10 protein-coding genes are annotated in these 12,619 nt (G+C 68.9%); 9 read left to right on the top strand and 1 reads right to left on the bottom strand.

The window, feature by feature from the left end; all coding sequences use genetic code 11:
* Positions 1-192 precede the first annotated feature (192 nt).
* From WME73_RS12155 to WME73_RS12130, 6 genes are all read left to right on the top strand, one after another.
* On the top strand, positions 193-813 hold the full coding sequence (locus WME73_RS12155; protein WP_437915803.1) for a glutathione S-transferase family protein: 621 nt from the start codon (positions 193-195) through the stop codon (positions 811-813).
* A 65-nt stretch (positions 814-878) separates the two neighbouring features.
* Positions 879-1,310 carry a hypothetical protein gene (locus WME73_RS12150; RefSeq protein WP_437915802.1) on the top strand — a complete coding sequence of 144 codons (432 nt, stop codon included), beginning with the start codon at positions 879-881 and terminating at the stop codon, positions 1,308-1,310.
* A 141-nt stretch (positions 1,311-1,451) separates the two neighbouring features.
* Positions 1,452-2,399: a hypothetical protein gene (locus WME73_RS12145; RefSeq protein ID WP_437915801.1), complete on the top strand. Its 948-nt coding sequence runs from the start codon at positions 1,452-1,454 to the stop codon at positions 2,397-2,399.
* A gap of 50 nt (positions 2,400-2,449) precedes the next feature.
* Positions 2,450-3,925, top strand: a complete 1,476-nt coding sequence (locus WME73_RS12140) for a serine/threonine protein kinase (RefSeq protein ID WP_437915800.1) — start codon at positions 2,450-2,452, stop codon at positions 3,923-3,925.
* Between the two features lie 314 nt (positions 3,926-4,239).
* Positions 4,240-4,866 carry a hypothetical protein gene (locus WME73_RS12135; protein WP_437915799.1) on the top strand — a complete coding sequence of 209 codons (627 nt, stop codon included), beginning with the start codon at positions 4,240-4,242 and terminating at the stop codon, positions 4,864-4,866.
* A 478-nt stretch (positions 4,867-5,344) separates the two neighbouring features.
* Positions 5,345-5,761, top strand: coding sequence for a hypothetical protein (locus tag WME73_RS12130; protein ID WP_437915798.1), 417 nt, complete (start codon positions 5,345-5,347; stop codon positions 5,759-5,761).
* A gap of 229 nt (positions 5,762-5,990) precedes the next feature.
* On the opposite strand, the gene WME73_RS12125 is transcribed toward WME73_RS12130, so the two are convergent.
* Entirely contained in the window at positions 5,991-7,235 is a 1,245-nt protein-coding gene (locus WME73_RS12125; RefSeq protein WP_437915797.1) for a putative sensor domain DACNV-containing protein, read from the bottom strand.
* A gap of 676 nt (positions 7,236-7,911) precedes the next feature.
* On the opposite strand from WME73_RS12125, the gene WME73_RS12120 reads away from it, so the two are divergent.
* From WME73_RS12120 to WME73_RS12110, 3 genes are all read left to right on the top strand, one after another.
* Complete coding sequence (locus tag WME73_RS12120) at positions 7,912-8,532, top strand: glutathione S-transferase family protein (RefSeq protein WP_437915796.1); 621 nt, start codon at positions 7,912-7,914, stop codon at positions 8,530-8,532.
* 65 nt (positions 8,533-8,597) lie between these two features.
* A complete protein-coding gene (locus tag WME73_RS12115) occupies positions 8,598-11,936 on the top strand; it encodes a DNA methyltransferase (RefSeq protein WP_437915795.1) in 3,339 nt (1,112 codons plus the stop codon).
* Positions 11,933-12,619 (top strand): hypothetical protein, encoded by a 687-nt coding sequence (locus WME73_RS12110; RefSeq protein WP_437915794.1) that lies wholly within the window; start codon positions 11,933-11,935, stop codon positions 12,617-12,619. The genes WME73_RS12115 and WME73_RS12110 overlap by 4 nt, the downstream gene beginning before the upstream one ends.

The raw sequence follows: 12,619 nt of genomic DNA, 5'->3' as shown, positions 1-12,619 counted from the left end.
GGACCTCCTGCGGGCATGCTGAGCGCGCACGGCGCCTCGCACGCGCGAGTTCGCTCGGGTGAAGTCGAGGTGCCGCGCGAGGGGGAGCGCGAGGACCTCAGCCCTCGCTTGACCTCCGCGGGTCACCCGGGGACCATCCCCGTAGCTGCCGGGACGGGTGCCGGGGGCACCGCCGATGGGAGGGAGCACCAGATGATCGACCTGTACACGTGGACCACGCCGAACGGCTACAAGCCCGTCATCCTCCTCGAGGAGCTCGGGCTCGCCTACCAGATCAAGCCGATCGACATCGGGTCCGGCGCGCAGAAAACGCCGGAGTACCTGCGCATCAACCCCAACGGGAAGATCCCCGCGCTGCAGGATCACGACCACCCGAACGGGCCGGTCACCGTCTTCGAGTCGGGCGCGATCCTCATCTACCTCGCCGAGAAGACGGGCAAGCTCTTGCCCGCGAGCGAGCCGGGCCGGTCGCGCGTCATCGAGTGGCTGATGTTCCAGATGGGCGCGGTGGGGCCGATGCTCGGCCAGCTCGGCCATTTCCGCAGCGCCGCGCCCGAGAAGATCCCCTACGCGATCGAGCGCTATCAGAACGAGCAGGACCGCATCTACAAGGTGCTCGACGGCCGCCTCGCCGAGTCCGAGTACCTCGCCGACGAGTACTCGATCGCGGACATCGCCACGTTTCCGTGGATCTCCGGGGCCGCGCGCATGGGGGTAGCGATCGAGCCGTATCCGAACCTCGCGCGCTGGGAGAAGGCGATCAGGGCGAGGCCGGCGGTCACACGAGCGCTCGCGGCGAAGATCAAGCCCTGAACGCCGCGCGCAGGTAAAACCTGCAGCGGATCGCGCGGCGCTGGCGTACACTCCGGGCGCTCGGCATGGATCAGCCCGTCCCCGGGGACAGCAGGGCGCAGCAGGCAGACGTCGCGGGCGCGCTCGCGGATCGGGCCTTCGACGCGCTCGGTATCCTGCTCCGCGGCTTCGAGGACGCGGCCGAGCGCGACGAGACGGGCGCGCTCGCCCGCGGCCCGGAGCACCTCCACGGCGGCCTGCTCACCGCGATCCTCCGGCTCGTGTTCCTGCTGAACGCGGAGGACCGCGGGCTCCTGCCGGCCTCGGACCCGTACTACGCGGCGCACCTCGGCGTACGCCTGCTGTGCCAGGAGCTCGCGGAGCGCGGCGCGCGCCCGGGCGCGCTGCGCTGGCTGCCCCTGGGCGGGGGTGGCAGCGATTTTCGGCGACCGTGGGAGTTGCACAGATGTGCGGCGGTCTGTTTTTTGTGGCGATCCATGAGAATTTTTTGCGCATGAAGGCAATGCGACGACTGGGGTCGTGCGCGGAGGCAGGCAACATCCGCGTTCGCTCGTGTTGCAACATGGTGTAGAAGAGCACCCCCCGCGCTGGTGCTGTAAGCGCTGCGTCGTGGTCCCTTCATGCCGGCACGGTGAACGGTGGGTGATCGTCTCCTCTTCGTCCATGCAGCGCGAGCCGCCACCCTGTCCGTGGTCCTTGCCGGCGCCGTCCCTCTCGGGGCAGCGGAGCCTCCCCCGCGGTCCCGCGAGGTCCAGGAGCTCATCGATGAGGCGGAGAAGGCCGCCAAGCGGCTCGAGCTCGCTCGCGCGCGCGAGCTCTGGGCGCGGGTCAACGCGATCGCGCCCTCGACGATGGCCGTGTGTCAGCTCGGGCAATACGATCTGCGCCTCGATCGCCTCGAGGAGGCCGCGGCCGAGCTCGAGGAGTGCGTCGAGAAGATGCCAGCGCCGACCGATGACGTCGAGCGCCGCCGCTACGAGGTGAGGCACGCCGATCTCGCAGCGGTGCGGCAGCGCGTGGCGGAGCTCCATGTGAGCCCCCCGCCGGGCACGGCACGGCTGTTCGTGGACGGTCGCGAGGTCAGCGCGGGCAGCCCGATCTTCGTCGCGCCTGGGCAGCACGAGGTCACGGCGATGGGCGAGCAGGGGCGGGTCGTCCATGCGCTCGTGAAGGTCGAGGCGCGGCAGTCGCGGCGCGTCCCCCTGCCCCTCTTCGAGGCGCCCAAGGCTCCCGTCACAAGCGCCCGCGCCCCCTGGATCATGAGCGCCGGCGCCGCCGCCTCGGTAACCCTGCTCCTCGCCGCCGTCGAGCTTCGCGAGGCCGGCTACTTCGCCGAGCGCGAGACGTCCGCCAAGGTGGCCCGCCTGTCGGACGGCTCGATGGCCCCGAGCAGCGCGCGGTTCCGCAAGATCTACGACGAAGCCAGCGCCGCCGACTCACGAGCAAGCCTGTTCCATGCCTTCGGCACGGCTGCGCTCCTCGCCGGCGCAGCGCTCGGAACCGCGACGGTCGCGTACGTCGTATTGCCGGGGAAAGCCGAGATCCGCCCGCGATGCGCCGGCGCGGAGGTCAGGCTCGTATGGTAGCCGCCGGCGAGATCTGGGAAGGCCACGAGCTGCTCAGAGAGGAGCGCGGCATGGTCCGTCACTTCCTCGCTCGGCAGCTCGGCGACACGGGAGCCCTCGTCTGGTTGCACGTCCGCGAGGGGTCGAGCCTCGATGAAGGCGCGTTCACCGAAGAAATCGCGCGCCTTCAACGCCTCTCCGACGACGTCCCAGAGGTCGTCCGCGTGCTCTACGGCGGGGTGAACGGCTCCGTGGCGTGGGCAGCGACCCCGGTGCTCGGCGACGCGGTCCCGCTCATCGACGCCGTGCGCGGGAACGACCTCGGGCCGGCCGCGCTCAAGGTGCTGATCGACATCGGCCGTTGCCTCGTGCGCGCGCATGAGCGCTCCGTGATCCACGGCGCCATCAGCCCGGACCGGGTCTTCGTCGTGGGCGATGACCGGTACGCGATAACGCACTTCGGCTTCGTTCGTCTCTTTCAGCTCGGCGCGGAGGAAGCCAATCAAGATCCGTACGGGTATGCGCCGCCGGAGCTCATCGGCGGTGGACGCGTGGGACGCCGGACCGACGTCTACGGCTTCGGCACCATCCTGTACGAGCTCTTGTGCCAGCGCCCCCTCTCGACGTGGACCTGGCCCCCGAGCCTTCCCGCCGGGATGCCTCCGCTGCTTCAGTGGATGATCAAGTTCTCCCTCTCGGAGAACCCCGAGCGACGGCACCCGAGCATCGAAGAGATGCTCGCTGCGCTGACTCCCTTCGCCCGGGCGTGGGAAGAGCTCGGCGAGCCTCCGGGGCCTGCCCGTGACGTCCCCGCGGAGCCGTCCGGCGCCCGGTGCGAGCCGGACGAGGGCGCGCCGATCCCCGTTGAGGACGAGGCGGAGGCGTTCTCCTCGGGTGAGGAGGGGGGACGAGCCGTCGCGCGACCCACACCGCGCTCTTCGGAGGCGCCCGATACAGTCAAGAGCGCGATACCGCGGGACGCGCGGGCCGGCGTCACCCACGCGCCTCCGGTCGCCACGCCGCGCTCTTCGGAGGCGCCCGACACGCTCCAGAGCGCGGTGCCACCACGGCACGCGCGGGGTGACGTCACCCACGCGCCTCCGGTCGCACCTCCGTCGCCTCCGGCGCCCGACCTGCAGAACCTCGATCCGATGCTGCCGGTACCGCCGCCGCCCTCGAGCCCTCCGCGTCCGAGCGGCACGCCAGCGCGGCGCTCCAGCCCACGCTCGATCGGCGCGGTGCTCGCGCTCGCGCTCTTGCTGGGCAGCGCGGCGGCGGTCCTCCTCTGGCGGACGCAGCCCCCCCGCGCAGCCGCGCTGCACCTGGCGCGGGGCGTCCTGGTAGCCGCCCTCCGAGCCAGCCAACTGCCCTCACCTCCGCCTCCCGAGCGGCGCCCCGAGCCGCCACCAGCGGCTACCGCGCCGCCCGTCGCGCCGCGGCCCCGCACGACCCGCCCCGCCGCTCCCCCACCGCAGGCCATGACGCCGCCGGAGCGGGAGTTCGATCCCTGCGACGGCATCATCCCTTGTCAGAAGGTCGATTACTGAGCAGCGGAAGGGCTTCACGATGCGATCAACCTTTTGTCTCGCTCTCAGCGCGGCCGCGCTGCTCGGCTGCGGGTGATGACATCGAGATCCCCAAGCCTCGGTACAACGACAACCCGGTGATGTTGTGGGTAGGCGACACGCCAGATTTCCCCATCTGTCCCGATGGCCGACTCGACTATTGGGATGGCTGGGCCGATGTATCCATGAATCCTCAGTACCAGAACGTATGCGGGCCGTGCGCGTGCGGCCCTGCCGCGTGCGCGCTGCCGGACAGGATGCTGGCGCACGAGGCACCGCTCTGCGCAGGCGAAGGGATGAAGATCAACCTCGCCGGTGCAGCCGACCCGCCAGGGCACTGCGCCGAAATCTCGTCCCCTGTCCCGGGCGACGCGTTCGCCTCGGTCATCCTCAAGCCACCTACGATGGCTGCCGAGTGCAAGTCGTCGGCGCAGCTTGCTCTGCCACCCCTCAGCGGGAGGTTTGCACGAGCTTGCCCGTGGACCGATGAGTATGTAACAGACTTCAAAGGGCTCGCGTGTATTACACCCGAAGACGATGGATCGTGCCGGCTGGGCTTCGACACGCGCTTCGAGTTTCAGGAGAAGATCCGAGACGCGCGTACCTGCACGCCCTGCGAATGCGGCGCACCCGTCGGTGGAAATTGCGTGGCGGACGTGCTGCTCTTCAGCGACGCGAACTGCTCGAACATGCTGGCCTCGCTCAATGAGATCCGTACAGAAGATGAAATCTGCCGTGAAGGACATGACGATTCGCCTCTGGCAGGAGTGCGTGTGGTTTTCGCACAGGACGAGCCGGGAACGTGCTCGCCAACAACCGATGTCTCCCTGGTGGACGGCACGATCGAGAGCGGCGAGACCCGAATTTTCTGCTGCTCCAGCGTGGAGCTTGTGGAGGTGATTCATGCCAGTGCTGACAATTGACGAAGGCCGTGAGGTAGCAGCCGCGCTGCGCTCGGTTGTGCTCTGCATGCTGGCCACATGGGTGCCCATCGGCTGCTCCTCCCCGCCCCCCTCAGACGATCTGCCAGAGCCAGATCCGAACCAGCTCATCCTGCTCTATAGCGGCGCGCCCGAGTATGCTCCTCGATGCGATCCGCACGGCGATGGCAATCTCTTGTGGGAAGGATGGGTAGGGACGCCTGGGGAGGAGGAATGCGAGCCCTGCACGTGTGGACCGTCGCGATGCGTGCTCTCGCACACGGTGGACGCACACTCCTCGTCCGTTTGCGCCCTCAGCGACCTCGTAAGCAGGATCGATCCGGGCAGTTCCTGGAATGGGACCTGCTTTCCTCTTCCCGACCCCATTCCTGGCGATTCCTATGCCTTTGTGACCATCCACCCGCCCCTTGTCACGGACTGCCAACCTATCCCCGACGTTCCTGCGCTACGGCATACAAACATGAACTTCGTCCGGGCTTGTGGTCCAGATATGGAGGTCGTGCTCACTGGATTCAGCCGTTGTTATCGGCCGCAGCCGAACGGAGAGTGCTGGGCCGGCCACGAGATACAGTGGGAGTTCCCCCTCTACAACGACACGCGCACATGCAGCCCGTGCTCTTGTGGGAAGCCGAGCGGCGGCGACTGCCGCGTGCAGACCACGTTGCACCGACAGGTAGACTGCTCCGAAGATCTCGGATCCGTTCTCATCTCCGGGCTGGATGAGCCGCTCTGCACGAACACGATTCAGGGGCGGATCGGCGCGGTGCGGTCGATCTTCACGAAGGACGAGCCTACCTGCGCCCCCTCGACCGACTCCACGGTGGTGAGCGGGGAAATCGTCCTCGGTGACACGCACGTGCTCTGCTGCAACCGTTGAGACGCGCGTCGTTCCATCCCTGCGCCTGGATTCCTCGGCGCGGAACGAGCGTCACAACTTCGCGATGATACCGCGCGCGGACCAGTTCGCCGAAGGAATGCAGGCGCGCTGCCTCTCGATGTGGAGCCCCCATCCATCGTGGCTCGACGCTGCGCCCCGCCCAACGACTTGCCGGTCTGCCGCGGCGCGGGAGCGCCGTCGGCAGCAGCGGCTTGTTGCGCAGCTCTTGTCAGCACCTCCAGTGCCGCTCCATTGCGACGGGCCTCCAGAGCGTTACCGCGTTACCAGCGTATCGGGTAAGACAAGACACTATGCCGTCTTGGGAAACCACAAACGCCATCGTATCAGCGTGGTTGTAACAGAAGCGGGCGGTAGAGTTGTGTCTCGTCCCCAGTCGGAGCAACGGCGATGTGCTCACATCGGCAAAACCCTTCGGGTCCGTGTCGCGAGCCAGGCGGATTGGCACCTCCTTTGGCTCAGCGCATAGAATGTGGGCTCCAAATCCGACGATTGACAGATCCCGTCGAAGCACGAGTGCCCCATCAACACTCGCCAGATCGGCAGCAAAACTGGCAACGTCCTGCTCAAATTCATGCTCCCTGATTGCTCGGCGCCTCTGTCTTTCAATTTCAACTTGTGCGGGCTCCGGCTCTGGTGCACCGAGGACTGACACACTTCCAATATCGATCGTGGCCCCCAGTGGATCACCCTCAACGAAACGGATAGCATCCTGAATGGCCGACGATCCATTATTGGCGCAGTAGCGAATATCCAAGGAAGACAGATCGCCCTCCTGAACTAGCAACACGATGCCACCATGTCCGCGATCGGCCAAGCTATGGATAGCACGCTTCAGTAATCTGGTATAAAGTTCTGCGTCTAGACCGGAGGCGGTGGCGTACCTGTCTAGTTCTGAAAAGATCCGGCCCCCCTCGAAAACGCCCACTCCATCCTGAAGAATCCTACCTCTCGAAATCGTTGCAAATCGACGGCGGCCAATGTCGACGGTGATGGTGCCGATGTCTATCACCGTAAGGATAACAGGATCGTACGCAATACCATTACATGACGACGATTCGCCGCGAGCAAAGCGGTATCGCCCCGTGTTCGTTCGGATGATACCGCTGATGACCAGGCCCGCGTCCTGCTGGGAAACGGCGATAATGGTCTGGCGTCGATCGATTGCCGGGGCGAGCTTCGCGATCACCCCTGGATCGAATGGTTTAGGCGTATCGAATCGCATTGGGTTCCAGTCCCGTCTGTTCACGCCGTGGCCAGAGAGCATCTCGTCGTCAACAAGCGCGATCGCGAATGCGGCGAACTGACCTTCTTCACGCATCAAGCCAGCAAAGAATGCAGTATCAATGAATAGACCTAGTTGGGTCGATGTTGTTTTATTTGCTGCGGCCCCGAGAGAATCGTGAAGGCGGCGGACAAAATCGCCAACATTCAATCCGAGTTGCTCTTCTATCATCGCAGAATCCGTGAATCTGTAGTCATCTGTCTCTCCAACGAGTAGTCGACTGGTCAACCGAAGCCGCGGGACCAGGACTGTCTAGTTCGTCGCCTTTGGGGACCTCCCCCCACGAAAAATCTCACAGACCAGCTCTGCGCCGCAAGGTCCAAATGCTGTCCAGCGCCGTAGAGTAGATCCGTCTAACACCGGCCGCGGTCGCCGCCCTTCCAGGGATCCGGCGGCGCCCGGAGGGGGCACGGCGGACGCGCAGCCGGAGGCGTCGCACCGCGTCGCGCCAGGATGATACGGCGGCCGTCTCATCAGGAGGTTGCCGGACACCTACCGGTCCGTTCACAAACTCGGACCGACGGGCCCGTCGATGCGCTGCGGACGGCCAAGCCGCCGCGGTTGGGAAGACCCATTGCCAGGGCGATTCCCGGCCGGCGTTCCGATACTTGCGGTCCTGGGCATCGGGGAGGGCCGACCAGCCGGCGCTGGCGGCGACATCGGCGACGTGCTGGGCGCGCCCGGCGCCTCGCTCGCGCGAATTCGCTCGGGTGAAATCGACGTGCTGCGCGAGGGGGAGCGCGACGACCGTTCAGCCCTCGCTTGACCTCCGCGGGTCACCCGAGGACCATCCCCCACAGCTACGGCACAGGTGCCGCGGGCACCGCGCATGGGGAGGGAGAGCCAGATGATCGACCTGTACACGTGGACCACGCCGAACGGCTACAAGCCCGTCATCCTCCTCGAGGAGCTCGGGCTCGCCTACCAGATCAAGCCGATCGACATCGGGTCCGGCGCGCAGAAAACGCCGGAGTACCTGCGCATCAACCCCAACGGGAAGATCCCCGCGCTCCGGGATCACGACTACCCGAGCGGGCCAGTCACCGTCTTCGAGTCGGGCGCGATCCTCATCTACCTCGCCGAGAAGACGGGCAAGCTCCTGCCCGCGAGCGAGCCGGGCCGCTCGCGCGTCATCGAGTGGCTGATGTTCCAGATGGGCTCGGTGGGGCCGATGCTCGGCCAGGTCGGCCATTTTCGCAGCGCCGCGCCAGAGAAGATCCCCTACGCGATCGAGCGCTATCAGAACGAGCAGGACCGCATCTACAAGGTGCTCGACGGCCGCCTCGCCGAGTCCGAGTACCTCGCCGACGAGTACTCGATCGCGGACATCGCCACGTTTCCGTGGATCTCCGGGGCCGCGCGCATGGGGGTAGCGATCGAGCCGTATCCGAACCTCGCGCGCTGGGAGAAGGCGATCAAGGCGAGGCCGGCGGTCACACGAGCGCTCGCGGCGAAGATCAAGCCCTGAAGGCCGCGCGCAGGTAAAACCTGCAGCGGATCGCGCGGCGCTGGCGTACACTCCGGGCGCTCGGCATGGATCAGCCCGTCCCCGGGGACAGCAGGGCGCAGCAGGCAGACGTCGCGGGCGCGCTCGCGGATCGGGCCTTCGACGCGCTCGGCGTCCTGCTCCGCGGCTTCGAGGACGCGGCCGAGCGTGACAGGGCGGGCGCGCTCGAGGACGCGCTCGCCCGCGGTCCGGAGCACCTCCACGGCGGCCTGCTCACCGCGATCCTCCGGCTCGTGTTCCTGCTGCACGCGGAGGACCGCGGGCTCCTGCCGGCCTCGGACCCGTACTACGCGGCGCACCTCGGCGTGCGCCCGCTGTTCCAGGAGCTCGCGGCGGAGCGCGGCGCGCGCCCGGGCGCGCTGCGGCGGCGCTTCGGGGCGTGGCCGCGGCTCGTCGCGCTGTTCCGCGCGATCTTCCACGGGCTCCGCCGCCCCGAGCTGACCCTGCCGGCGCGGGGAGGGCAGCTCTTCGACCCCGAGCGATACCCGTTCCTGGAACACGCGTCGCCAGACGACCCCGCGGCGCCGCGCGCGCCGTCGGTGGACGACGGCACGGTGCACGCGGTGCTCGAGCGGCTCCTCGTGCTCGATGGGCGCCCGCTGTCGTACCGGGCGATCGACGTCGAGCAGCTCGGCGGCCTCTACGAGGCGCTCATGGGCTACCGGGTCGAGCGCGCCGCCGGACCGACGGTGTGCCTCCGGCCCGACAGGGTCTGGGTGGGCGCGGCCGAGGCGCTCGCGCAGCCGACGGCGCGACGGGCGGCGTGGCTCGCCGAGCGGGCGGGCATCTCGCGGCGGGAGGCGGGGAGGCTCGGGGGGGCGCTCGTCGCCGCGGAGACCGCGGCCGGCGTCCTCGAGGCGCTCGGACCGCTGCGCGCGAGGGACACCGACGTGCTCGGGGCGGGGCGGCTGTTCCTCCAGCCGATCGCCGAGCGGCGGCGGACGAGCTCGCATTACACCCCGAGGAGCCTGTCCGCGCCGATCGTCGCGCGGACGCTCGAGCCGCTGCTCCGGCAGCTGGGCGAGGAGCCCGCGTCCGAGGCGCTCCTCCGGCTCGCGATCTGCGATCCGGCGATGGGCTCCGGCGCGTTCCTCATGGAGGCGTGCCGGTACCTGGCCGACCAGGTGGTGGCCGCCTGGACGCGCGAGGCCGCGCGCGGCGACGCGGCGGCGGCGGCGCGGCTCGCCCTGCCGGGCGAGGGCGCCGTGAGCCACGCGCGGCGGCTCGTCGCGCGGCGCTGCCTGTACGGCGCCGACAAGAACCCCTTTGCGGTGAGCCTGGCGAGGCTGTCGCTCTGGCTCGTGACGCGCGCGCAGGACGAGCCGTTCACGTTCGTCGATCACGCCCTCCGGCACGGCGACTCGCTCGTCGGCCTCGACCTTGCCCAGCTGCGCGGCTTCCACTGGAAGCCCGCGGCGCCGGCGCCGCCGTTCTGCGAGGCGATAGACGCCGCGCTGGCGCGGGCGCTCGAGCTGCGGCGGCGGCTCGCCGAGGAGGCGGAGCATCCGGCGAGGCTGCGAGACCCGGGAGGGTCGGACGTCCCGGAAGGCGACGAAGCGCAGCTCCCGGCGAGCCTGCGAAACCCGGGAGGGCCGGGCGTCCCGGAAGGCGGCGACGCCGACGCCGCGCGCCGGCGAGCGCGGCTCGCCAAGGCGGCGGACGAGGCGATCGCCCGGGCGCGGCTGCTCGGCGACCTCGTCGTGGGGGCGTTCTTCGCGCACGAGAAGGACCGTGACCGGCTGAAGGAGCGCGATCGGCGGGCCGAGCTCGCGATCGCATGGCTCCGCGGCGGCGGTCCGCCTTCGGAAGAGCTCCTGTCGATGCAGCGGGCGCTCCGCGAGGGGACGCCCGGGGGGCCGCCGCCGCTGCCTGCGTTCCACTGGCCGCTGGAGCTCCCGGAGGTGTTCGAGGAGCCGCGCCCGGACGGGCCGCGCGGCGCCCGCGAGCCGCGGCCGGCGCGGCTCGGCGCGTTCGTCGGGAACCCGCCGTTCCTGGGCGGGAAGCGGATCTCGACGGATCACGGCGAGCTCTACGCCGCGTGGCTCGAGCAGCTGCACGGCGCCACGAAGAACACCGATCTGGCGGCCCACTTCTTCCGCCGCGCGGCCGCGCTGCTCGGGCGCCGCGGGACGGTGGGGCTCATCGCCACGAACACGATAGCTCAGGGCGACACCCGGCGTTCGGGCCTCAGGCCGCTCGTCGAGGCGGGGGGCGCGATCATCTACCACGCCGTGCGCAGCGTCCCGTGGCCGGGAGACGCCGCGGTCCACGTCGCCGTCGTCCACCTCGCGCTGGGCATGTCGCCGGGCGACGGCGTGCCGCCGCCGCGGCTCGACGGCGTGCCCGTGGGCCACATCAACTCGCACCTGCGCGCGATGCCCGAGCGCCCCGATCCGCGCCCGCTCGGGGCCAGCCGGGATCTGTGCTTCATCGGCTGCTTCCTCCGGGGCGACGGCTTCGTCCTGACCGAGGGCGAGGCGCGGGCGCTCTCCGCGGGTGATCCTGCGGCCGGCGAGGTGCTCCGCCCGTTCCTCGGCGGCGAGGAGGTCAACTCGTCCCCTTCGCACAGCCCGCACCGTCACGTGATCGACTTCGGCGAGCGCGGGCTCGAGGAGGCCGGCCGGTGGCCCGCGCTGCTCTCGATCGTGCGGAGCCGGGTAAAGCCGGCGCGGGATCGCCTGAAGGGCACCGGGATCGACGCCGGCCACCGGGCGCGCTGGTGGCAGTTCGCCAACACGCGGCCTGAGCTCCGGCGCAGGATCGCGCCGCTCGAGCGGTGCCTCGTCGCGGCGCGGGTGACGAAGCACCTGTGCTTCGCCTTCCAGCCCGCGGGCCGGACGTTCTCGGACCAGCTGTGTGTGTTCGCGATCGACGACCATGCGCGCTTCGCCGTCCTCCAGTCGCGCGCGCACGAGACGTGGGCACGGCTGCTCTCCTCGACGATGGGAGAGGGCCTCCGGTACGCGCCGTCGGACTGCGTGGAGACGTTCCCCTTCCCTCGCCCGGACCACCTCGCCGAGGGCGGCCGCGTCGAGGCCGCCGGCGAGCGCCTCTACGCGGCCCGCGCGCGGTGGATGCTGGCGTCGCGGCTGGGGCTGACGGAGACGTACAACCTCATCAAGGATCCAAGGTGCAACGAGCCGAGCATCGTCGAGCTGCGCGGCCTCCACGAGGAGATGGACCGGGCCGTCCTGGCGGCCTACGGGTTCGACGGCGTGGAGGTCCCCCCGTACGCGGCGCCCGCGAGCCCGGGAGAGCGGCAGGCGCGGAGCGCGTTCGAGGACGCGCTGATCGACCGGCTGTTCGCGCTGAACGAGGCGCGCGCCGCGGAGGAAAAGCAGGCTGGAGCAGAGGGCGGGTCGTGACGGAGAACGCCAAGAAAACGGGTCACGTCATTCGTGTTCTCGCAGCGACGCTTCTGCTCGTCCCTGCCTTTGGCTCTGGCGTACTGGTCGGCAGATCCCTCCTGGACCGGACGCCGCCAGCGAAGGAGAAGAGAGCGGAGCCTCCTTCGGATCCCTGGGTGCGGAGAGACCGGAGAGCGCTCGCTGCATGTCGAGAAGAGCTGGCAGCGCGTTCGGAACCGCGAGCGACCGCCTCGGCGGCCGAGGCTCCTCCGGGTGAAGAGAGACAAGACACTCCCGAACGAGCGGCCACCGTGGATGAGCTCGAGGTGGAGCTGAAACGGTGCAGAAAAAGCGAGATCCTGGTCGACGCTGAGCTTTGCAGCGCCGCGGCTCGCCAGTTCAAAGCGCTGATGGCTTTGCCCAAGGATGGATTGATGTGCGGGCCGAAGTCCAGGTCTGCCGATCTCATCGAAAAGAACTTCGAGAGCTGCGCGGCGCTTTCGGACGTTCCCGCGTATTTTCGCGCGAACGAGCTCACGAAGAAAGAATCGAGCCTCGTCGCCGAGGCGATCCGGGTTCGTGAGACGCTCACCGAAGACGATCTGCTCCGCAGCCTGAAAGAGTTCGTCTGGACGTGCACGGAGACGCCCCCGAAGCTCCCTCCGATGCTGAAGCAGGCACCGAAGCCTCAGGGAGATTGA

This window comes from Sorangium sp. So ce302 (assembly GCF_051530145.1).
In the GTDB taxonomy this organism is placed as follows: domain Bacteria; phylum Myxococcota_A; class Polyangia; order Polyangiales; family Polyangiaceae; genus Sorangium; species Sorangium cellulosum_B.
This window is presented reverse-complemented; position numbering and strand designations above follow the sequence as displayed.